Origin of the sequence: Polycladomyces abyssicola, from assembly GCF_018326425.1 — a bacterium.
In the GTDB taxonomy this organism is placed as follows: domain Bacteria; phylum Bacillota; class Bacilli; order Thermoactinomycetales; family JIR-001; genus Polycladomyces; species Polycladomyces abyssicola.
Genome location: NZ_AP024601.1, coordinates 1,704,262 through 1,726,597, shown reverse-complemented (window position 1 = coordinate 1,726,597; position 22,336 = coordinate 1,704,262). Strand labels below are relative to the sequence as shown.

Sequence of the window (22,336 nt, the reverse complement as noted above, 5' to 3'; positions counted from 1 at the left end):
TCTCGAAGCCTCCACCGCTCCCATACTTATAGCGACCTTCCAATTCATATTTGTCTATCTTTGTAAATACAATTAGTTTAATGGGCAAATATCGAATGGGGCCCAGGTAAGGAAATGCAATATTATTATGGGAATCAAATGCCATTACGTATCTTGGATGAGGCTGAATTTTGGAAGCATCAAGAAGAAGAACAACTGTCGTTATTCGAGAGCTAGTAAAAAACTTGGAAGCACAATATGTCAAGGGGCTAAAAGAATGGGAGAAGGTGATAAATGAAACACATCAGTGTGTAGTAAGGTTCATTCAGACGGTGGTCCGTACTGGTTATGTTGTCACACCCTGCGGTTTATCAAGACGTGTTACAGTTAGTGAAATTTTGTCTCGATCAAAGTGAACAATTTATCAAGATGTGCAGGACAATTAGGGATCAAAGTGAAGCGCTTAAAGACAATTTAACAGCTAAAGCCGTTATTAACCATATTATCCGCGAATCCGAATACTTCATCGGTATCGCACAAACTATTTTATACCAACAATAACTTTCGTCACAGCCAACGAATGGCTTCGCAGTGAGTGCGAGAATTTGCTCCGATCGTTTGTTATATACCATTAAAGCGTTGAAGCGATACCAGGTCTTTTTTTAGGGATAGACACCACATTGTGGATTTTGCCCAGCTTTTTTATTGCTGGGTATATTCTTTTGGTTCGACATTATGTCTGACTACAGTAGACCTTATGAGTCTCAAAAACGTTCGTTTTTAATGGTTCACAGGTCATAGTAATAAGGTAACCAAGAGGCGAAACGGAGAGGAGTGTTTCCAATGAGCTGGGATAAGCGACAGGCCCGTCCTTATCTTAGCACCCGTTCCCTCAAACCGGAAAACCAGGAGACCCCGATCCGTTTTCTGAAAGAGGGGAGATTGGAATCCCTCTTTTTTTTCGGAGAAATCATTTTTCTTATCCCGATTTAGGTACTCAGTTCAGAGGCCTTACGGTAGAGGGTTGTGTCCTTCGCCCTCGGGTGTTTTACCCCGGAGAGCTGTTCATCTGAACCATCACTAAGTTCTGGGCCGTCTTCCACAGTTTTTTCACCCTTTTCTGTAGATCTTTTTTTCGTTGCGAAATGTGCGCAGTGGTTTTTTACAAATTAAATATCATAAACAAGTTTGCTTCACAAACCACAAGATTCGACTCACTCACGCTAGCCGTCACGACGGCAAGAAAATCGAGGGTTACAGATTGTCTTCTTGATTCAATCCGTCCGCATTCGCTTTCATTGACTGTCCCGATTTGATGGTTGTATAATGAACAAAGTCGATGAAATGATGGAGGTTGGCGAATGGTGTTAACCATGATTCGGGATATCGCCGCCCATGTCGGAAAAGAAGTGAAGTTGGGCGGATGGCTTTATAATAAGCGGTCCAGCGGTAAAATTCAGTTTCTGCAGATTCGTGACGGTTCCGGTTTTATTCAAGGCGTTTTGGTAAAAAGCCAAGTCTCCCCGGAAGTGTGGGAGAATGCGAACCGGTTGACACAGGAGAGTTCCTTGTACGTGCGGGGGACGGTTCGCCAAGACGACCGGGCTCCCAGCGGATACGAGTTGGATGTGACCGACATCGAGATCATCCAGGTGGCGGATGAGTATCCGATCGCCCTGAAGGAACACGGAGTCGAATTCCTGATGGACCATCGCCATCTGTGGATTCGCTCTCCGCGGCAACAAGCGATTCTGCGGATTCGTGCGGAAATCATCCGTGCGATTCAGGACTATCTGAACCGCAACGGATTTACACTGGTAGATCCGCCAATCCTGACACCGTCTTCCTGCGAAGGTACGACCACGCTGTTCCACACCAAATATTTCGATGAAGATGCCTATTTGACGCAGAGTGGACAGCTGTACATGGAAGCGGCCGCGATGGCGCTGGGACGGGTGTATTCATTCGGCCCAACATTCCGCGCGGAAAAATCCAAAACACGGCGCCACCTGATTGAGTTTTGGATGATCGAACCGGAAATGGCGTTCGTTGACCACGAAGGGAACATGAAGATCCAGGAGGAGTTGGTTTCCCACGTGGTTCAGCACGTTCTAAACCATTGTCGGCAGGAATTGGAAACCATCGGTCGCGACATCGCGCCTTTGGAAAGAGTGAAACCGCCGTTCCCGAGGATTACTTACGATGAAGCGGTGGAATTGTTAAATAAAGAAGGATTTGAGTTTGAGTGGGGCGAAGATTTCGGAGCGCCCCATGAAACCAAAATCGCCGAGAGTTTCGATCGACCGGTGTTCATCACCCACTATCCCACGGAGATCAAAGCGTTTTACATGAAACCTGATCCCAACCGGCCGGAAGTAGTGCTGGGAGCGGACTTGATCGCACCGGAAGGATATGGGGAAATCATCGGAGGCAGTCAGCGGATCGACGATCCCCAACTGCTGGAACAGCGATTCCAAGAACACAAATTGCCACGTGAGGCGTACCAATGGTACATGGATCTTCGCAAATACGGCACCGTCCCGCATTCGGGATTCGGTCTCGGATTGGAACGGACGGTAGCCTGGATTTGCGGTTTGGATCATGTTCGTGAAACGATTCCATTCCCGCGGATGTTGAACCGATTGTATCCGTAATAACAAGAAATGGCGGTCTGTTGGGCCGCCATTTCGTTTCCCCGGCAGTACTTTATGAGAGGTGGAAGGAACATGGATCGAAAGCGGTCGCCGCACACCGCGCTCGTCCAGATGTTGCAGGAAGGGTCCATTTCTCTACCGGTTGTGTTGTTTACTCAGTACAAGCGGTTGGGCCTTTCCGAAGGGGAAGTAATGCTGCTCATTCACATCATGTTGTATCAGGAAAAGGAAGGGAAGTCCTTCCCAACGGTGAGCGAACTGGAAGAGCGGATGAGTGTGTCGGCAGACCAAGTCGTTCGGTGGCTCCAATCCCTGGTACGCGGTGGCTTTTTATCCATAGACGAAGAAGTGACGGAGAACGGAATTCGCAGTGAACGGTATTCCACGATGCCACTGTTGCAACAATTGGCCGCCGCTTATTTGGAAGGTGAAGTCCCCGATATGACGGAGGAAGAGGGAGAGGAAGACGCTTACGGACGGCTGTTTCAAACGTTTGAGCAAGAGTTCGGGCGTCCGTTGTCACCGATGGAGTGTGAGACATTGTCTCAATGGGTTGACCAAGATGGTTATTCTGTAGACCTGATCTTGGCGGCTTTGCGGGAAGCGGTTTTCAGCAACAAATTGAATTTCCGTTACATTGACCGCATTTTGCTGGAGTGGCAGCGCAATCGTATTCGGACACCCGAAGAAGCAATCGAGTATGCAAAAAAGTTTCACCAAAAGGGAGTTCTGTACCAATCAACGGCTCCTCAAAAAAAGGATGGGTTTTCTTTTTACAACTGGGTGAACCAGAATTAACCTTTACCTAGACAGAAGCTCCATGGCTTCTGTCTATTTTGTTTTGCATAGATGAATGTTTACGTTCCTTTTGCCCGCAGGTGATTCACATCGATAACCGTCCGGCGTATGTCCGACAGGTCCGGTCAGCATGCCCGCATTACGTTGTATCTTCATTCGGAGACGTATGCGACACCGCCGATGATGGGCAAAAATTCATTGCGGTAGAGTATCCAGTTGTCGGACCGGGTGATGACGAACAGCCACTTCATGGCCCAATGGTTGTACCGGCTATTTCCACGATTGGCAGACAAGGTGACGGTTGTGCCGCTGGGCGTCAATCTGGAGCGATTCCCTGCCATCGGTGACCCTGATGTACTGCGCCAACGCATCGAGCACCGAAAAACGATGGGTCTAGAAGAGAAAAAGGTGCTTTTATATGTTGGCAGGGTGATCCAACAAAAAGGTCTGCACTTTTTGCTCCACGCTTTACCGATGATTCGGGAAAAACATCCGGATACCGTATTGGTGATCGTCGGCAGCAGCCGCTATGGCCGTCATGTGGAAACAACCTATGCAAAGAGATTCAGGCACAGATCCGCTCATTGAAAGGGGTTTATTGGATTCCCCATGTCCCGCATACGGAAGTCCCACGATATTATCAGATGGCCGATGTATTGGTCACTCCGTCCATCGGACCGGAAGCGTTTTGTTTGGTCAATGTGGAAGGGATGGCAACCGATTTGCCTGTGGTGTCGGTTAAAACGGGTGGGATTCCAGAGGTGTTGGAGGACGGCGTATCCGGTGTTCTCGTCACCAAAGTTTATCTGATCAAACGTTTGGCCAACGCTTGCATCGATCTGTTTGATGATCCGCAGAGAATGAGGGAATTGGGTCTGGTTGCCCGAATGCACGTAGAAACCTACTACCGATGGGAATTGGTTGCCAAGCGGTTTCACAACGTTTACCAACAACTGATGCGACAAACGACCATCAATGCAACCGGATGAACTGAATATGTCAACAAGGTTGCCACTCCAATTTCCCTCTTAATTTCCGTAACAACAGTGAAAGTCGATCGAAGGGAGATTCGTAACCGCTCCCGAAATCCGCCCCGGGTGGGTCCCGAAAATCCCCTCTACATCGTGGAGGGGATCTTTTTGGTCGTTGTAATGTAAGGAAAATTAACATAAATGTATTGATCTCTGTTTCCATACGTGTTAATATACATAATCAAAGAAGGTTATGTTAGAAAAATTGACACAAGGGGTGGGCGAACATGTCGGTACCTTTGTTGTTGGATACAGTGTGGGTGTTGTTGGCTGCAATCTTGGTTATTTTTATGCAAGTTGGATTTGCGCTGTTAGAGGCAGGTTCTGCTCATTTGAAACATGCGGGGCATATCGCCTGCAAACAATTGATCAGTTTTGCCGTGGCTTCGTTGTTCTTTTGGGCTTTCGGCTATGCAGTGACATTCGGAGCCGGCAATGATTGGTTCGGCACAAGCGGTTGGTTCCTGGCACTGCCTGATGATAAAGGAAAGATCCCCTTGGAGGTTCTTTACCTGTTTCAGCTTTCTTTCGCTGCAGTGTCACTCGCTATCGCATGGGGAGGATTTGCCGAGCGGGCTAAATTGATCGTGTATCTCTTGTTCGGCGCACTTTATACCTCCATCGTTTACCCTGTGGTCGGGCACTGGATTTGGGGCGGCGGTTGGTTGAGCAAGCTCGGGGCACAAGATTTCGCAGGCTCGACGGTGGTTCATCTGCAAGGCGGGATCGCTGCTCTGATCGCCACACTGTTGCTCAAACCGCGGATCGGCAAATACGGGCCGGACGGCAAACCCAAAACGATGCAGGGACACAATCCCGTTTTCATCACGGTGGGAGCCATGATCATCTGGTTGGGTTGGTTTGGTTTCAACGCGGGGAGCACGTTGGGGACGAAAGACGGATTTTTCGGCTATGTGGCTTTGACGACCAACTTGGCGGCCGCTGCGGGGGTTTTGAGCGCTTGGCTCGCAGTCTATACGATGAACAAAAAAGCAGAGATTCCGTCTATCGCCAACGGTGCGTTGGCAGCATTGGTGGCCATCACGGCAGCATGTGCGTTTGTTGAGCCATGGGCGGCCGTGGTGATCGGGGCCGTTGCGGGTGCGATGAGTGTGTGGACGGCGGCTGTGCTCGAGCGGATGGGGGTCGACGATCCGATCGGAGCATTTTCCGTGCACGGTTTGGCTGGAGTCTGGGGCACTCTCTCCACCGGTTTCTTCGCTGCACCACATTTGGTGGAGTACACCGGTATTGGACGTCCGGGGCTGTTTTACGGCGGCGGATGGACCCAATTGGGTGTGCAAGCACTGAGCGTGTTGGTGGCGGCGGTGTACGTGGCTGTGGTCTCCTGGGCGATTATGTGGGTGATGGATAAACTGTTTGGCCTGCGCATCAGCCAGGAAGAGGAAATCAAAGGTTTGGACTGGAGCGAGCACGGCATTGAGCCTGAAGTCGTAACGCAAGATGCACCCACTGCGGGCAAACCTGCTGCAGCGCTCCGGGCTTCCGCAGCTGGGGAGGCGATTTGATCACTGGAGAGCATTGCTCCCTCGCGGATTTACCCGACACTCTATCATACAGAAAATTCAGAGGTCAACACATCGCAGGCACAAATGACCGGCATCCTGTACGCATAAGAACAGGTGCCGGTTGTATCTTTCAAGCCCAACTCATTTTGTTTTCGGGTCGCGATCGATTGGGGGGACTGCATACGGACCCAGGTACCCTTCATTTATATTTTCGTCAGTGATTTCGCCTCAGTTGTTACGTTGATCACTTTTTCCAAGTTACTGCCACATCCAGACTCCACGACTGCCACATAAGCCCCTTCCACCAATGGAGCATCCGCAATATGAACCTTCGTGATGTTATCTTCCGCTAGCCGCTCTAACGCTAATTCGGTATTGATTAAAGCGCTGCCAAGGTCAAAAAAGACAACTACTCCTTTATCGGAGTAAACAGATTGTATTGCGTTTTGGATCTTATCTACACTTGTACCAATTTCAACCTCATCCGTTCCCCCTGCTAAGGCAATCGGAACATGAGGATTCAATTGGGAAAGCAGTTGTTTTAATCCCTTGACTAATTCATGGCTGTGTGAAACAAGGACAATCCCCACATATTCCATTATGAAATCTCCCTTTTTATTCCTTGGTAAGGTTTTCTTCAAGAAGGATCGAGCATAGGGTTTCAAACAATATACAAGATGAAACGGCACCGGGATCTAAATGTCCGATTGATCTTTTCCCTAAAAAGGAAGCACGCCCCTTCTTGGCTTCCAATTCCTTTGTATGTTCCATTTGTTCTCTCGCGTAGGAAATCAATTCTCGTATATTTAGCGTGTTTCCGTTTTGTTGAATATACTTTGTGACTGGCTCCCAAACATCCAGCATGGTTTTGTCGCCAATCTGCGATTTTCCCCTTAGCTTGATACCGTTTACGGACTCTTGAAAGGCTTGACCCAATTCATTGATGGTGATTTCCGGTTTTCCTTTCAATACCTGCCCCGCTTTTATGAAAGCAGTCCCATATAACGGACCGGAAGCGCCTCCAACCTTTGAAACTAACACCATTCCAACATCTTGAAACAGTTTCCCGATATCGTCATAGGTGGTCTGATGTATTTTTTGGATGACTTCTTTAAAACCTCTGGTCATGTTGATTCCGTGATCCCCATCACCGATCGCTTGATCAAGCTGTGTAAGATATTCCTTCTGTTTATCTATTTGGGCATTTACTAATTCCATCCATTTGATGATATGGTCAGATTGAATCAACACGTGAGTACCTCCTCGTTAATTCTTCCAAGCGATCGTATCAGCAGGTGCTTCAAGCAACTCAATCAGTTGATCATCCAGTTTTAAGAGCGTGATAGAACATCCAGCCATCTCAATTGCTGTCATATATTCACCTACATAAGTATTGTAAACGGAAATATCCTTGTTTTTTAAAATTTGGGAAACCTTTTTATTCAAAATGTATAGTTCCATCAACGGGGTTCCTCCAAGACCGTTGATCATGACCGCTACTTGATCCCCAGGGGATAATTTCATATCGTCCAGTATACGGGATAAGAGGATATCTGCGATCTCATCGGCTGAAGCCATGGCGGTTCGGTGAGTACCAGGTTCCCCATGGATTCCGATTCCAATTTCCATTTCTGTTTCTCCAATTTCAAAACTGGGTTTTCCAGCGGCGGGAACGGTACAAGGAGTGAAGGCTACTCCCATGCTTCGAACATGCTGAATCACCTTGTTCGCCACCTGTTCGACTTCTTCTAAAGAAGCACCTTTTTCAGCAAGGGCCCCCGCTATTTTGTGAACAAAAACGGTTCCCGCTATCCCCCTGCGTCCCGTTGTATATGTACTATTCTCAACGGCAACATCATCATTGACGACGACTTTGGCGACTTGAATCCCTTCAGCCTCTGCCAGCTCAGCAGCCATCTCAAAATTCATTAAATCCCCTGAGTAGTTTTTAATGATTAACAGCACGCCATTTCCGGTATCAACGGCTTTGATTGCTTCAAGAATCTGATCCGGTGTGGGGGAGGTAAAGACTTCTCCTGCTACAGCTGCATCAAGCATTCCTACTCCAACATATCCGGCATGAGACGGTTCATGTCCGCTTCCACCCCCGCTGACTAAAGCAACCTTGCCTTGAACCGGAGCATGAGCACGAATCATAACATTTGTTCCCGGCAGGTTTTTTAGTTTGTCGGGATGGGCTAACACCATTCCATCAATCATGTCCCGTACCACTTGTTCGGGGTTGTTAATCAATTTCTTCAAGAAAATCATCCCCTTGTCCTGAACGATTTAAAAATTTTTTCAGATCAACACCTGTACGACTCCCATGGACTTCTTGTGAAATAGATGTAGTAAGGTGTTATATAATAAATTTAGTGTCATATATTCCTCCTTACTGGAACACTGTTGATAAAATAGTTATTTTTCAATATATTATTATATCATACAATATTTTAAGGTCAAATATTCCGAATGCTGATATTCTGAAAATGGATTATATTGTTAATCTATACAGAAGACCTGCGGATGAAAGGAGGGATGGGCGGTTCCTCCCACGACTAAAGCTGTGGGTTTCCGCCGCCTGATCTTTCTATGAAAATCAATGAAAACTGGAAGATTCAATGGTTTGAACCAGGGCAGGACAATGTACTTGAGGTCGCGGATCCCGATTATATCGACCACTTTTGGATTTCTGCCAAGGTCCCCGGAGATGTCCATTCGACGCTCATCGAAAAAAAGATCATCGACGATCCTTTCGTCGGTCATAACGACATAAAATGTCGCTGGGTCGAAGAGAAAGTCTGGTGGTATCGTACCGAATTTCACTTTGCTGAGAAAATCGAACCAGAGGAGCGCCTGTATCTGATTTTTGAGGGTCTGGATACGTTCGCGACGATCTATTTGAACGGGATTGAACTGGGGAGCACGGAAAACATGTTCATCGCCCATACATTTGACGTGACGCGGGAGATCCGCCAGGGGCGTAACGTAATCGCCGTCAAGTTCGATCCCGTTTCCCTTCGAGTGAAAGGGAAACGACAGGATTTTTGGTCGGGCTTCAGCAAAGAACGGATCTGGGTGAGGAAAGCGCAGATGAATTTCGGCTGGGATTGGGGACCGCGTCTCGTTACCGTTGGCATTTGGCAAGACGTACGCTTGGAGAAGAAACGTTACGCCAAGCTGGAAAGCGTGTTTGCGCGCACACTGGCGATCGGGGAAAACGAAGCAACTGTCGCGGTCGATGTGGAAGTGGACTTTTTTGGACCGCACGGTGCGTTCGAGGTCGAGGTGAGCCTGACTTATGACGATGGTCGGGGAGTACATGAAGTGGGACGGAATGAACGTGTTGTACAAAGAACCGGATTGAATGGAACGTCTGCTCACCTGATCCTCGAGGTGAAAGAGCCCAGATTGTGGTGGACGCACGATCTGGGAACGTCTCATCTCTACCGCTTGGAAGTGACTTTGTTCAAGGACGGTAAAGCGATCGACCGCTATGAGCAAGATTTCGGCATCCGCATGCTTGAGGTGCGGCGTACTGATGAACAAGGAAACGCCCGATTTACGTTCGTTTTGAATGGTGTTGAACTGTTTGCCAAAGGGGCGAACTGGATCCCGGTGGACAATTTTATCGGTGCGGCCCCCGATTCCCGGTACGTTCATTTGATCCGGCTTGCGCGAAAAGCGAATATGAATATGTTGCGTGTGTGGGGTGGCGGAATCTACGAGAAGGATGTCTTTTACCGCGAATGTGACCGCCAAGGAATCCTTGTCTGGCAGGACTTTATGTTCGCCTGCGCGTTGTATCCCGATTTCAACCGCAATTTCATGGCAAACGTGCGCGAAGAGGTAATCCAGGTCGTCAAACGGTTACGCAACTATGCCTGTGTCGCCCTCTGGTGCGGTAACAACGAGAACGACTGGATCTACGAACAGATGAAGTCGTCGGGGGAAATTACGACCCCGTTCTATGGGGAAAAAATTTATCATGAACTGATCCCGCAAATTTTGGCGGAACTCGATCCGACGCGCCTGTATTGGCCGAGCTCCCCGTACGGCGGAAATGACCACAACGCTGCTGAGGAAGGGGATCGCCACAATTGGCAAGTGTGGCACGGCAAGGTCGAGCCGCGCAGGTTCGGGGAAATCCCGCGCGTGGATTACAGTGTGGAAGGCGTTTCGTTCAAGAACTTCAAAAAAGATACAGCGAAATTCGTCAGCGAATTCGGCATGCATGCCGCAGCGAACCGCTACACGCTGGAGCGCAATATCCCCCAAGGGAAGTTTTTCTGGGGAAGCGACGAGATGGCGTACCGCAACAAGGACTACCATCACCAAAAAGGGATCTTGTTGATGGAAGGGTACACCGATGTGCCTCACAACCTTGAGGAGTACTTGAATTTTTCCATGTTAACTCAGGCGGAGGGGTTGAAATACGGGATTGAACATTACCGAAGGAACAAACCTTCGACGAGTGGCGCTTTGTTCTGGCAACTGAACGATTGCTGGCCGGGGACGAGCTGGTCTGTCATCGACTATTATCTTCTGCCGAAGGCAGCTTACTATTACGCGAAAAAATTTTTCCATCCCGTGCTGTATTCTTTGGATCACGAGCCGGGAGAAGTGTTGAACGTGTGGGTCGTCAACGATCAGTTGGAAGATGTGGAGGATACCGTTTTGCTGCACGTGTACGACTTTGACGGGAAGCCGGTATTTTTCCGTGAGATTCCTGTTAAGGTTTCTGCGAACGTTTCTGTGAGGGTTGCCAGGTTGACGGAGGAAGAAATTCTGCAAGGTCGTTCCGCAAACCAGATGGTCGTTTGCTTGCGCTCAGCGAAGGGAGTGGCACCGGACAACTTCTATTACTTGCGCGATCAGAAGGAACTCGGGCTGCCGGAGACGATGCTTCGTGTAGAGGCGGATGAGGAACGGCAATGTGTGACGGTCTTTGCGGAACGGCTGGCCCGTTTCGTCAAAATCGAGCTTCCCGGGGAAATGCTGACGTTCAGCGACAATTATTTTGATCTGTTACCGGGAACGTCCCGGACGATTCAGATTGGACATCTGGAAGGGAAAAAAGTGGCTTTCGACGGGTTGAGGGTTTCCGCGCTGAATGCGTCGCGCACGGAGTATGTTTGAGACGTCGATATCCTTTCAAATGATCAGGCACGCGAGATGCGTGCCTTTTGTCATCTGGCATATTTAAAAGATGTCAATAACAAAGATGACAAATTCATATCAAGAGTTTGTTGCGATGGGTATTGAAAGCGCTTTAAAATACAGGTGAAAAGACAAGGTGAAAAGACAATCTGGTCAAGCATTCATTTTAAAATTGTCAATAACTAATGCTTTGTCGTGGTATGGAGGGGAATTGTCATGAATAGCAACGAAAATACGTTCCCGACCCAGGCTTCTGCTGGTGAGGACGATAAATCGCTAAAAGTGAAGGTTCAGCGGTTCGGCAGTTACTTGAGCGGTATGATCATGCCGAATATCGGTGCATTCATCGCCTGGGGATTGATCACCGCCTTATTTATCCCCACCGGATGGTTGCCGAATGAGCATTTGGCGAAGCTCGTCGGTCCGATGATCACGTATCTGTTGCCCTTGTTGATCGGCTTCACCGGTGGAAGAATGATCTACGATGTTCGCGGCGGTGTCGTCGGTGCTACCGCGACGATGGGGGTGATCGTCGGAACGGATATTCCCATGTTCTTGGGCGCGATGATCATGGGCCCCCTCGGCGGATTTGCCATCAAAAAATTTGACGAGCTGATCCGCGGAAAGGTCCGTTCCGGTTTCGAAATGCTCATCAATAATTTTTCTGCCGGCATCATCGCCGGGATTTTGACACTTCTCGCTTACCAAGCGATCGGACCCATCGTTCTGGCATTGAACAAATCGCTTGCCGCCGGAGTAGAAGCCATCGTCAACGCCGGACTTTTGCCTTTGGCGAACATTTTCATCGAACCGGGGAAGGTTCTCTTTTTGAACAATGCGATCAACCACGGGATTTTGAGCCCACTTGGGGTTGAACAAGCGGCGAAAACGGGAAAATCGATCCTCTTTTTGCTTGAAACGAACCCAGGGCCGGGTCTCGGCGTTTTGCTCGCGTACTGGCTGTTTGGCAGAGGGATGGCGAAGCAATCCGCGCCTGGAGCAGTTGTCATCCATTTCTTTGGGGGCATTCACGAGATCTATTTCCCGTATATCCTGATGAAACCCTTGTTGATCCTGGCCGTCATCACGGGCGGTGTGAGCGCAGTATTCACCTTCACATTATTTGATGCCGGTCTGGTGGCCGTGCCTTCACCCGGAAGTATTTTTGCCTTGTTGGCGATGACGCCGAAAGGGAACTATCTGGGTGTCTTGGCGGGTGTTATCATCGGTGCACTCGTCTCGTTCCTCATCTCTTCCCTCATTCTGAAACGGAGCAAAGGGGACGAAAATGAGGAAGACTTGAAGAAAGCGACGGAGAAGATGGAAGAATGGAAAGGGAAGAAAAGTAAAGCCGCCGAAGCTTTGGTGGGCGCTATCGCGAAAGAGCAAGTAAAAAAAGTTGTCTTTGCCTGTGATGCGGGAATGGGTTCCAGCGCGATGGGAGCTTCGATCTTGCGTAATAAGATGCAGAAGGCCGGTCTGGATATCGAGGTAACGAACACTTCGATCAATGAGTTGCCGCAAGACGCCGACATCGTGATCACCCACAAGGATCTGACAGAGCGGGCGAAAGCAAAATTGCCGCAGGCAACCCACATTTCCGTGGAAAACTTCTTGAACAGCCCGAAATACGATGAACTGGTGGAACGCTTGAAAAATAACACTGATCAAACATCATGAGAAGCAAGACTGCGAGCGGTCCCCGTGCGGGACCGCCCATTGGAGTGATCTGTCATGTACGTATCAGCGAGAGAGCGGCAAATCCTGCAACTGTTGCTCAACCAAGAAGAAGAAATGACGGTCAAAGAGATCGCGGCTGAGGTTCAGGTGAGCGAAAGAACAGTTCACCGGGATCTGAAAAATGTGGAAGACATATTAGCCACGTTCGGTCTCTCGCTGAATAAAAGAACGGGAATCGGGATCAAAATAAACGGTCCTACCGAAAAAAAGAAAGAACTGAAACTTTCTCTCTACAATGAATCGCATCCCGAGTTTACGCCAGAAGAAAGGCAGAAGATCATTTTATGTTCGCTGTTGGCTTCGGAAGAACCAGTCAAGCTCGTCGCCTTGGCGAATGAATTAAACGTGACGGTAGCCACGGTCAGCCACGACTTGACGAAAGTGAACGATTGGTTGGCATCGTTTCACCTTTCGCTCATTCGAAAGCGGGGCTACGGCGTGCAAGTCTCCGGTTCAGAGATGGATAAACGCCGGGCAATCAGCAGCCTGATCATGGAAAATATGACTGAGGTGGACTTGCTGGCTTACCTCCGCGATCAAATTCAAAGAAAATCAGCCCAGCAAGTGAAAACAGTTTCCGAACGTTTGCTCGGGTTCGTGGAAAAAGAAAATCTCATGATCGCGGAGAAAGCGGTGGAGGAAATCAGAAGCGAATTGCCGTATGCCCTGTCGGACAGTGCGTATATCGGTCTTGTCGTCCACCTCGCGCTCGCTCTCGAGCGGCTGCGGAAAAACGAGAAGATCGATATGGACTCGCATTCTCTCGAGGCCTTGAAGAAAACGGGAGAATATCAAGTCGCGTCAGGAATCATTGACAAGTTGCGCAAAGCATTGGATCTGGAGATCCCCGAAGCGGAAATTGGCTATATCGCCATGCATTTGAAAGGGGCGAAACTGAGAAACGTTCTGGATCTTGATCTGGAAGAAGTCAATTTTCTCCACGCTTTGCGAGCCCGGGACCTGATCGAATACGTGAGCAAACGAACAAATGTCGACTTGCAGTCTGATCCATCCTTATTCCAAGGATTGGTCACCCATCTGCAGCCGGCGATTTATCGGGTTAAGAAGCAGTTGGGTATTTACAACCCGCTGCTGGAAAAAATCAAGCAGGATTACGGTGAATTGTTCGCGATCGTCAGTGCGGGTGTGAAAGAAATTTTCCCTGCTTTGTCCATCCCAGAAGCGGAGATCGGATATCTCGTATTGCATTTCGCTGCCAGCCTTGAACGACTGAACGAACTGAAGGAAACTCACGCTTTGATCCTCTGTTCCAGTGGCATCGGCTCTTCGAAGATGCTGGCGACAAGGATCAAAAAGGAGCTTCCGGAAATCAAGCGGTTGCACTACGCGTCCGTCTTTGACTTGACATCCATCAACTTGGACGATTATGACGTTATCATTTCTACGATCCCCTTGGAGGGTTTTGCAAAGGAGTATGTCTTGGTCAACCCGATTCTGACGGAGAACGATGTGAAAAACATCCGTGCTTGGATTGAAAACAAACGGACGGAACGGTGCAAAAACAATACATCGATCCACAAGACTTCCGTTCGTGCAGAGAAAGCGTCTAACGGGGGGGCAGGCGAGGGGAATCGGAAATATCACATTCCTTTCCAGGACATTCATGAATATTCCGGAACCATTAGCATCGTCCTGGAAGGCTTTCGGCTGACGATCTGTGAGAATCCGCATAACATCGAGGAGGTTCTGCGGAGCGCCTGTTGTGAGTTGCAGCAACAGGGAATCATCGAGCACCCGGAGGCCGTGGCCGAAGCTTTGCTGGAACGACAAAGGATGAGGGGACTCGGTATTCCGGGTTCTTCCCTGGCTTTGTTCCATGCAAGAAGCCCGTATGTGCACAAGCCGTCTTTTACGATCTGGGGATGGACGACTCCTCTGGCCGTCCGGGCAATGGATGATACAGAGACGTGGACAAAAAATCTATTGCTCATGCTCGCACCGGAAAAAACGTCGAAAAAAGCGTTGGAAGTGTTGAGTCACATCAGTGCGTTGATCATCGAAAGCGAAGAGAGCATCGCATTATTCGAGTCGCAAGACCAAGAAGCGATCGCCTCGTACCTCAGTGAAAGATTTCAACAGTTTTTAAGGGATCAATTCGAGAAGAGAGGAGAAGAAGGATGATTTTTGGGAGAAAACAAACGATGACGAAACCAGTCCTTTCCGAAGATACGATCATCCTGAACGCAAGGGTGGATGACAAGGAAAGCGCGATTAGACTTGCCGGCCAATTGCTGGTGGACAATGGTTTTGTTGAGGAAGCATATATCGAGAAGATGCTGGAACGGGAAGCGCTGACGTCCACATATATCGGCAATCACGTGGCGATTCCCCACGGCACGGAAGATGCGAAAAAGGCGGTGAAAGCTTCCGGGATATCGATCGTACAAATCCCGGAAGGGGTGGATTTTGGCGGGAACAATGTAGCGAAACTTGTCATCGGGATCGCCGGAAAAGATAACGAACATTTAGATATTCTTTCGAAAATTGCTATTGTATGTTCTGAACCGGAAAATGTGGAAAAAATAGTAAACTCTAAAACGAAGGAAGAACTTCTTTCGTTTTTTGCCGAGGTGAACTGAGATGCTGGCCGTGCAATTTGGAGCAGGCAATATCGGGAGAGGGTTTATCGGTGCCTTGCTGGCACAGTCCGGATACGAAGTATGTTTCATCGATATAAACGATAAGCTGGTCGAAGCGTTAAATCAGAAGCGGTCGTATCGCGTCGTACAGGTGGGAGAGAAGAGAGAAGAGCTAGAGATCGAGCGCGTCTGGGCGATCAATAGTCGGACGGAAAGAGAAAAGGTCGTGGCGACGATTGCGCGCGCTGATCTCGTGACGACGGCCGTGGGACCAAACGTGCTGCCCCTGATCGCGGATCTCATCGCTGAAGGGTTGCGAAAAAGAATCAGTGAGACGGAAAAACCGCTGAACATTATCGCATGCGAAAATATGATTGCCGGCAGTTCTCTACTGCGGGAACACGTGTACAAACACGTGACGGAACAAGAAAAAGAGCTGTTTTCGCGACGTTTCGGTTTTCCTGATGCCGCCGTCGACTGTATCGTTCCCAACCAGACGCATGACGATCCCCTCACCGTCGCTGTCGAGCCTTATCACGAATGGATTGTCGATGGCACGAAGATCAAAGGAGAACAGCCGGCTGTGCGGGGCATGACCTGCGTAGACGATCTAACCCCCTATCTGGAAAGAAAATTATACACCGTGAATACGGGGCATGCCATCACCGCGTACCTGGGGTATGCTTGCGGGTATTCCACGATCAAAGAAGCGATCGATGATCCGTATATCAGGGAGATCGTGCAAAAGGCTCTCGGCGAAACGGGATCGTTACTCATCGATAAATATGGCTTTGACCCCGAAGCGCATGCCGCTTATATCACTAAGATAATTGGGCGCTTCCAAAATCCGAATATCTCCGATGATGTGACGCGCGTTGCTCGCTCGCCAATTCGTAAACTCGGAGCGAACGATCGTTTGGTCGGTCCTGCACGCCAGCTGCTTGCTCAGGGGAAAAAACCGGAGAACCTGGCGCTCGGCATTGCTGCCGCCCTCGCTTACAACTATGAAGGTGACGAAGAGGCGGTGCGCTTGCAGCAGACGATCGCCCGTACAGGAATCGATGGTGCGCTTTGTGAATACGCGGGACTTTCTCGGGATGAGGAACTTGTGCAGCTGGTCTTAGAACAGAGACGCCGGTTAAAGGAAGTTCTAGCTTCTTGTCGTTCACACACCCATTGAGCCGAAAGGGTATGAAGCTTATTCGTTTGCATGGGAACATGACTGTCCAGATGTCGCTCACCTGGCCGACCCGGAGGACATGACGCGAACAAAGGCGCTTCGCTTAGAAGAAATCCGCTTACCTGGTCTTCGCTCGGCCGGGCTAAGGCATCTGCTTCCTTGCGCTTATACCGGGAACGCCCTGACAGAGATGACTGAAAGGCTGTTACCTCACGTTAATCCAGTGAGGTAACAGCCTGTTTTTTTGGATATCATCTATTACATAAACAAGTTTGCAACACAAACATCCGAAACGGAGAAAACATTCCATCTGTCCAGAAGATGGAATCAACCACTGAAATCAGGTTTGATTGCATGTTTTTGGAACGATTGGGCACGCTGAAAAAGAATAGCCGAGGAGGGACAGACGATGCTTTTTTTTCGGTCGGGCAAAAACAGAAGACGTCGTAAGAAACAGTTACCGAAACGGGAAAAGCAACCCGTCTTTCCAATGCTGGAGGAGAACCTCAGATTTATTCAAGAGATGTTGTTTCATACCAACGATCTGAGGCATCGGACCATCACGTTTCAAGGAAAACAGATGATGATTTTGTATTTGGAATCATTGGCCGATACGGACCGCATCGAAAAAGAGATACTCTTCCCGATCGTTCGTGAAAAGGAAGGAGATGTTCAGGATGTAATCACTTCCGCACATGTCGAAAAACAAGAAGATTTGAGGACCGCCGTCGACAAGCTGGTACAAGGACAAACCGTCATGATCATGGAGGGTGATGCGGTTTGTTATGTGATGGATACCCGTAGCTTACACAAGCGCGATATGAAGGAGCCGGACAACGAACGGGTGGTACGCGGTCCGCATAATGGATTTGTCGAGAATTTAACGGTCAATTTGTATCAGCTGCGCACGCGGATCGAAAATCGCCATCTCGTCGTACGATACTACAACGTCGGAAAAGAAACGAAAACAAAAATCGCGATCGTTTATATGGAAAACTTGGTCAACCCTGATTTGATCAAAGAAGTGGATAAACGAATCCGCTCGATCTCCACCGACACCATATTGAACCCGGGATATATCCAGGAATTCATGGAAGATGATCCGTGGTCTCCGTTTCCGCAAAGCTTGAACACGGAACGTCCCGACCGGGCCATGGCTCATTTGATGGAAGGGCGTGTGGTGCTGTTGTCCGAGGGGGACCCAACAGCGCTGATCATGCCCGTGACATTGTTCGCGTTTTACCAATCACCTGATGATTTCCACAGCCGGTGGTGGGTTGGATCGTTTGTGCGGATGATCCGCTTTGCCAGTTTTTTGGTAGCATTTCAATTACCGGCGATCTATATCGCGGTGGTTTCGTTTCACGCGGAAGTGTTGCCGGTGGACCTGGTGTACACACTCAAAGCGACATTGGACAGAGTCCCGTATCCACCCATATTGGAAGCGCTTTTGATGGAGTTGTCACTGGAGCTGATTCGCGAAGCGGGGATTCGCCTGCCAAGTCCCGTCGGTCAGACGATCGGTATCGTGGGTGGTTTGGTGATGGGGGACGCCGTTGTTCGTGCGGGATTGGTTTCCTACACTATGGTCATTGTCGTGGCGCTGACCGCCATTTCGTCTTTTGTGGTACCGTCCAACGAAATGAGCACGTCCATAAGGATCCTTCGATTTCCAATGATGATCGCAGCGTCAATGTTCGGGTTTGTTGGGATCGTTTTCGGGACGATGGCGGTTTTAATCCATCTCACCAAACTGGTGTCGTTTGGCACGCCTTATTTTTCTCCGGTCGCTCCCATGCGTTTGAAGGATATGCAAGACACGATTTTGCGCATGCCTATTTGGAAGATGAACCAACGGCCGCATGATCCGCACCCGCAACGGATGAAACGGGAAGACGACAGCTCCAGAAGGTGGAAAAAGGATGATCAAGGAAAGCAGTAGGATTACCCAAGGACAATTATTTTTTTACATCATCCAGGCTCAAATCGGAGTCGGCATTTTGTCGTTGCCCCATGACGTGCACGCTGTGGCCAAAGGTGGTGCTTGGATTTCCGTATTGATCGGTGGGGTTGTTGTTCAGTTGACCATATTGATCATGTGGGCCTTGTGCAGGCGGTTTCCCAATCTGACGATGTTTGAGTATTTGCCCAAGATTTTCGGGAAGTGGATCGGCGGTTTCTTCAATTTCGCCTATATTTTTTTCTTCATTTTGATGGCCACGTTAATACTCGTGTTATTCGAGAGCTTAATTCAAAAATGGATTTTCTCCTTGACACCAAGGTGGGCGACGCTATCCCTCATCGTGTTTACCAGCGTGTATTTGGTCATCGAAAGTTTGCGGACGATCACACGGTTTTATGTCTTAGTCTCCGTCTTGATTGTGTTTATTGTGTTGATCGCGTTGAATGCTTTTACCATCGCCAACTTCACTTACATCTTCCCAATTACCGAAGCGGGTTGGGGAAAAATTTTTCTCGGTGCCAACAAAGTGAGTGTTTCTCTGCTGGGATTTGAGTTGCTGTTGGTTGTTTATCCTTTCGTGGAGGGAAAAGCGGACGGAAAGTTGAAAGCGGCTTCCGCGGGCAATGCATTTACCACTTTGTTATACAGTCTTCTGGTATTTATCGCAATTATCGTGTTCAGTCCCATGGAATTGGCGATGATTCCAGAACCCATCCCGTATATGCTGAAATCCTTTTCATACAGGGTGGTGGAACGGTTGGATTTGCTTTTTTTGTCTATCTGGGTTGTGATAGTAGCCACGTCGTACATGAATTATTTGTTTTTAGCCTCCAAAGGTTTTGGTTATTATTTTCATCGCGGCAAACACCGCATGGCCGTTTATTATACGGCAATCATCAGTTACATCCTGGCGCTGATCCCTCAAAAGCCGGATGATATCGAACTCCTTACCCAAATCGCGTCCTGGGCAAGTTATGCCTTTGTCTACGGGTTGCCTGTGCTGTTCTTATTGATTTCCTTGGTCTTTCGAAAACGGGAAAAGGGGAAGACGGCATGAATAAGCGGCGGAACACCATCGTGTTGTTGATTGTTTTGCTGTTGATTCTTCCCGGTTGTTGGGATATGGAATTCATTAAAGATGCCCGGTTGATCTACGCTACCGGTTTTGATTTGATGCCCGACGGGAAATTGATGTTCACAGTTACGATACGCGATGTGATCGAATCCGGGGGTGGAGCCCAGCAACACAATACGGTTATGAAATCGGTCGCTCGTACCACGCGGGAGAGCCGTGACATGATTCAATCAATGGTTGCGGGGAAACTCAGTGCATACAAAATCCGTGTGCATGTTTTGGGGGAAAGTGTTGCCAAGAAAAATATCTTCCCTTTCATGGACGTGTTGTACCGAGATCCCAAAAGCGCTTTGAATGCGCGGGTCTGCGTTGCGGAGGGAAAAGCCGGTGAGATACTTCAGTTAAATAAAGTGGGAGTCACCTTTATCGGAGAAACTGTGAATGAAATGATCTCGAGCGAAGAGCAAATGACCGTCGTTCCGAAAGAGAATGTCAATTCGATCGCCCCCGTGATGTGGGATCACGGACAGGATTTCACGCTCCCTATAGTCAAAAAGGTGGAGAAAAACGTGAAGGTGACAGGCTCGGCATTGTTCCACGGCCACCATATGACGGGAAAGCTAAACCGTCAGGAATCGACGTTGATGTTATTGATGGCTGGTCGAAAAGCCAAATTGGCCAGGTTGACGATACCGGTGGATCAAAAACAGAACCCTCAGTTGGCCAATTACATCACGTTTGAGGTCAAAAAGGCCGAACCTAAAATGAAGGTGACAGTCAAACCGGGAAACCGGATCGATGTGGATTTTCCCATGAAGCTAACCGTGTCGGCCGTGGAATACCCATTGGGCGAACTGTCGCAAAAAACCGTTGTCCAAAGATTGAACAAACAGTTATCCGCTATTCTTACCGCCCGTTCACAGCAAGTCATTCAAAAGATGCAACGGGCCAATTGCGACGTGTTCGGTGTGGGTCGGCAGTTGATTGCGTTTCACCATGATACGTGGAAGCAACTACATTGGAAGACGGATTACCGCAAGGTGCGTTTTCACCCGCGTGTTCAGGTGGAGGTCACCGGGAGCGGAATTTTGAATTGAAAAGCACACCCGTTTGGGCGGGTGTGCTTTTTTGTATCAACCAGACTTCATCTTCCGAATGACTTTTTCCAAGTGCATCTTTCTGGACGCTTTGAAGTAGACGACGGCACCGGCGGGCAATTGTTTCAGATGGCGAAACAGCGAAGCAGTCGAGTGATAATGGAACACTCGTTTGGGGTCCATCCCTTTATCAATGGCGGATTGGGAGATGATCCTGCCGTAATTCCCCACTGTGATCAGCTGAGTCAAAGGAAGATGAGCCACGACCCGTCCGACTTGCTGATGGGCGGATCGGGTCAAATGCCCCAGTTCCAACATATTCCCCAGCACCGCGACATGCGGCCGGCTTTTTCCCCATTCACAAAACGATTTCAATCCGGATACCATCGCCGAAGGATTGGCATTCCAAGCATCATTGATCAACCATCGGTCTCGCGCTCCCTTCAGTATTTGCATGCGCATTCGGGGTGGTTTAAACAGCGCCAGTCCTTTGCGGATCTGCTCGATGGAAATGCCGAGAGATATGGCGATCCCGATCGCCGCCAGTGCGTTGTATACGTTATGTTTACCGATCGTCGGAATGAAGATAGGAACGCTTCTCCCTCCGAAACAAGCAGTGAAGACAATGCCGTTGGTGCGTTGCTCGATGTTTTTGGCCCGGATGTGGGCGGGGTTGTTGATACCGAACATGTACACTTTTCCTGAATAGTTTCGTGTGCTCAGTTTGCGTGAACGTTCGTTATCGGCATTAAGCCACAGGATTCCCTGGGAATTCATGCCGTCGATCAGTTCTTGTTTGGCACGAACGATGGTGTCGAGACTCCCCAAACTGCCCACGTGTGCTTCCCCCACATTGGTGACGACACCGATATCGGGACGAACAATGCGGCATTGCCGGGCGATGTTGTTGAGCGATTTCATGCCCATTTCCAGTACCAGGTATTCATCTTTTGGGGAAAGGCGGGTCAAATAGGAGGGGAGATACGTAAAAGTGTTGAGATTGTTCATCGTTTTGACGAGTGATTTCTTCTGCGACAAGATGGCAGTCACCATTTCCGTGGTGGTGGATTTGCCCGCACTTCCGGTAATACCGATCACTTTGACGGCTACTTGCTTCCAGTTCCACATTGCCAACCGCCAAAAGGCCAGATATGGGTCTTTTACCCTGACAACAGCGGAAGACAGAGGAATGGAAGTTGCGGATACCGATGAGGGAATGACCACAGCTCTGGGGCCGACTCGGCGAATCGCGTCCAATTGGTCGGTCCACGATTTTTTGGTTGAAAAGAAATACAGGTGCTTGGTACGAAGATATTTGTGTTTACCGTAATTGGCCGAAGACAACAACAGAGTTTTCTTACCGCGAACCAGCGTGCCGCCGACGATGTTCAGCAATTGACCCAACGTAATCGATTTCGTCGTTAATCCCTCCCCTTGGGGACGGTGTTCTACGGATAGGCGCGTGTCTTTCCAAATCGACCGCACCGCCTTCCCGGCTCACTCAACCTGCGTCCCTTAAAAGAAGCAACC

General features: G+C 49.0%; 17 protein-coding genes and 1 pseudogene. 14 read left to right on the top strand and 4 right to left on the bottom strand.

Annotated features, from left to right (window positions below; all coding sequences use genetic code 11):
- Positions 1-114: 114 nt before the first annotated feature.
- The 6 genes and pseudogenes from KI215_RS08640 (at position 115) to KI215_RS08615 (ending at position 5,991) form a co-directional block, all read left to right on the top strand.
- A pseudogene (locus KI215_RS08640) lies at positions 115-540 on the top strand (DUF2935 domain-containing protein).
- A gap of 800 nt (positions 541-1,340) precedes the next feature.
- The gene (asnS, locus tag KI215_RS08635) at positions 1,341-2,633 is read left to right on the top strand and encodes an asparagine--tRNA ligase (RefSeq protein ID WP_212772360.1); all 1,293 of its coding nucleotides are present in this window, start codon (positions 1,341-1,343) and stop codon (positions 2,631-2,633) included.
- Between the two features lie 72 nt (positions 2,634-2,705).
- Positions 2,706-3,431, top strand: a complete 726-nt coding sequence (locus KI215_RS08630; RefSeq protein ID WP_212772359.1) for a DnaD domain-containing protein — start codon at positions 2,706-2,708, stop codon at positions 3,429-3,431.
- A gap of 216 nt (positions 3,432-3,647) precedes the next feature.
- On the top strand, positions 3,648-4,019 hold the full coding sequence (locus KI215_RS16105; RefSeq protein WP_212772358.1) for a glycosyltransferase family 4 protein: 372 nt from the start codon (positions 3,648-3,650) through the stop codon (positions 4,017-4,019).
- Positions 4,016-4,420, top strand: coding sequence for a glycosyltransferase family 4 protein (locus KI215_RS08620; RefSeq protein WP_212772357.1), 405 nt, complete (start codon positions 4,016-4,018; stop codon positions 4,418-4,420). The genes KI215_RS16105 and KI215_RS08620 overlap by 4 nt, the downstream gene beginning before the upstream one ends.
- Before the next feature lie 269 nt (positions 4,421-4,689).
- On the top strand, positions 4,690-5,991 hold the full coding sequence (locus tag KI215_RS08615; protein ID WP_212772356.1) for an ammonium transporter: 1,302 nt from the start codon (positions 4,690-4,692) through the stop codon (positions 5,989-5,991).
- Between the two features lie 203 nt (positions 5,992-6,194).
- Here KI215_RS08615 and dhaM read toward each other — a convergent pair whose 3' ends face one another.
- Genes dhaM through dhaK form a run of 3 tightly spaced genes read right to left on the bottom strand, consistent with a single transcriptional unit; the run spans position 6,195 to position 8,253 of the window.
- A complete protein-coding gene (gene dhaM, locus KI215_RS08610; RefSeq protein WP_212772355.1) occupies positions 6,195-6,590 on the bottom strand; it encodes a dihydroxyacetone kinase phosphoryl donor subunit DhaM in 396 nt (131 codons plus the stop codon).
- Between the two features lie 16 nt (positions 6,591-6,606).
- Positions 6,607-7,209, bottom strand: coding sequence for a dihydroxyacetone kinase subunit DhaL (dhaL, locus tag KI215_RS08605; RefSeq protein ID WP_212775135.1), 603 nt, complete (start codon positions 7,207-7,209; stop codon positions 6,607-6,609).
- A gap of 48 nt (positions 7,210-7,257) precedes the next feature.
- On the bottom strand, positions 7,258-8,253 hold the full coding sequence (gene dhaK, locus KI215_RS08600; protein WP_212772354.1) for a dihydroxyacetone kinase subunit DhaK: 996 nt from the start codon (positions 8,251-8,253) through the stop codon (positions 7,258-7,260).
- A gap of 330 nt (positions 8,254-8,583) precedes the next feature.
- Here dhaK and KI215_RS08595 point away from each other — a divergent pair, with 330 nt between their 5' ends.
- The 8 genes from KI215_RS08595 to KI215_RS08560 all read left to right on the top strand — a co-directional run bounded on the left by KI215_RS08595 (position 8,584) and on the right by KI215_RS08560 (position 20,806).
- Positions 8,584-11,130, top strand: a complete 2,547-nt coding sequence (locus tag KI215_RS08595; RefSeq protein WP_212772353.1) for a beta-mannosidase — start codon at positions 8,584-8,586, stop codon at positions 11,128-11,130.
- A 237-nt stretch (positions 11,131-11,367) separates the two neighbouring features.
- Positions 11,368-12,831 carry a PTS mannitol transporter subunit IIBC gene (locus KI215_RS08590; RefSeq protein ID WP_212772352.1) on the top strand — a complete coding sequence of 488 codons (1,464 nt, stop codon included), beginning with the start codon at positions 11,368-11,370 and terminating at the stop codon, positions 12,829-12,831.
- Positions 12,832-12,885: 54 nt separating this feature from the next.
- Positions 12,886-15,033: a BglG family transcription antiterminator gene (locus KI215_RS08585; protein WP_212772351.1), complete on the top strand. Its 2,148-nt coding sequence runs from the start codon at positions 12,886-12,888 to the stop codon at positions 15,031-15,033.
- Between the two features lie 20 nt (positions 15,034-15,053).
- Positions 15,054-15,491 (top strand): PTS mannitol transporter subunit IIA, encoded by a 438-nt coding sequence (locus KI215_RS08580; protein WP_212772350.1) that lies wholly within the window; start codon positions 15,054-15,056, stop codon positions 15,489-15,491.
- A gap of 1 nt (position 15,492) precedes the next feature.
- The gene (locus KI215_RS08575) at positions 15,493-16,671 is read left to right on the top strand and encodes a mannitol-1-phosphate 5-dehydrogenase (RefSeq protein ID WP_212772349.1); all 1,179 of its coding nucleotides are present in this window, start codon (positions 15,493-15,495) and stop codon (positions 16,669-16,671) included.
- A gap of 409 nt (positions 16,672-17,080) precedes the next feature.
- Positions 17,081-18,613 carry a spore germination protein gene (locus KI215_RS08570; protein ID WP_212772348.1) on the top strand — a complete coding sequence of 511 codons (1,533 nt, stop codon included), beginning with the start codon at positions 17,081-17,083 and terminating at the stop codon, positions 18,611-18,613.
- Positions 18,594-19,691 carry a GerAB/ArcD/ProY family transporter gene (locus tag KI215_RS08565; protein ID WP_212772347.1) on the top strand — a complete coding sequence of 366 codons (1,098 nt, stop codon included), beginning with the start codon at positions 18,594-18,596 and terminating at the stop codon, positions 19,689-19,691. Before KI215_RS08570 ends, KI215_RS08565 begins: the two co-directional genes overlap by 20 nt.
- Positions 19,688-20,806 carry a Ger(x)C family spore germination protein gene (locus KI215_RS08560; RefSeq protein ID WP_212772346.1) on the top strand — a complete coding sequence of 373 codons (1,119 nt, stop codon included), beginning with the start codon at positions 19,688-19,690 and terminating at the stop codon, positions 20,804-20,806. Before KI215_RS08565 ends, KI215_RS08560 begins: the two co-directional genes overlap by 4 nt.
- A 36-nt stretch (positions 20,807-20,842) precedes the next feature.
- Here the strand turns inward: KI215_RS08560 and KI215_RS08555 are convergent, their stop codons facing one another.
- On the bottom strand, positions 20,843-22,291 hold the full coding sequence (locus KI215_RS08555; protein ID WP_212772345.1) for a UDP-N-acetylmuramoyl-tripeptide--D-alanyl-D-alanine ligase: 1,449 nt from the start codon (positions 22,289-22,291) through the stop codon (positions 20,843-20,845).
- Positions 22,292-22,336: the final 45 nt, after the last annotated feature.

What these genes read in the sequence shown, in the direction of transcription:
- KI215_RS08570 (WP_212772348.1), top strand. Translation starts at nt 17,081, where the DNA reads ATGCTTTTTTTTCGGTCGGGCAAAAACAGAAGACGTCGTAAGAAACAG.
- asnS (WP_212772360.1), top strand. Translation starts at nt 1,341, where the DNA reads ATGGTGTTAACCATGATTCGGGATATCGCCGCCCATGTCGGAAAAGAA.
- dhaM (WP_212772355.1), bottom strand. Translation starts at nt 6,590, where the DNA reads ATGGAATATGTGGGGATTGTCCTTGTTTCACACAGCCATGAATTAGTC.
- KI215_RS08615 (WP_212772356.1), top strand. Translation starts at nt 4,690, where the DNA reads ATGTCGGTACCTTTGTTGTTGGATACAGTGTGGGTGTTGTTGGCTGCA.
- KI215_RS08590 (WP_212772352.1), top strand. Translation starts at nt 11,368, where the DNA reads ATGAATAGCAACGAAAATACGTTCCCGACCCAGGCTTCTGCTGGTGAG.
- dhaL (WP_212775135.1), bottom strand. Translation starts at nt 7,209, where the DNA reads ATGGAATTAGTAAATGCCCAAATAGATAAACAGAAGGAATATCTTACA.
- KI215_RS08580 (WP_212772350.1), top strand. Translation starts at nt 15,054, where the DNA reads ATGACGAAACCAGTCCTTTCCGAAGATACGATCATCCTGAACGCAAGG.
- KI215_RS08595 (WP_212772353.1), top strand. Translation starts at nt 8,584, where the DNA reads ATGAAAATCAATGAAAACTGGAAGATTCAATGGTTTGAACCAGGGCAG.
- KI215_RS08565 (WP_212772347.1), top strand. Translation starts at nt 18,594, where the DNA reads ATGATCAAGGAAAGCAGTAGGATTACCCAAGGACAATTATTTTTTTAC.
- KI215_RS08585 (WP_212772351.1), top strand. Translation starts at nt 12,886, where the DNA reads ATGTACGTATCAGCGAGAGAGCGGCAAATCCTGCAACTGTTGCTCAAC.
- KI215_RS08630 (WP_212772359.1), top strand. Translation starts at nt 2,706, where the DNA reads ATGGATCGAAAGCGGTCGCCGCACACCGCGCTCGTCCAGATGTTGCAG.
- KI215_RS08560 (WP_212772346.1), top strand. Translation starts at nt 19,688, where the DNA reads ATGAATAAGCGGCGGAACACCATCGTGTTGTTGATTGTTTTGCTGTTG.
- KI215_RS08575 (WP_212772349.1), top strand. Translation starts at nt 15,493, where the DNA reads ATGCTGGCCGTGCAATTTGGAGCAGGCAATATCGGGAGAGGGTTTATC.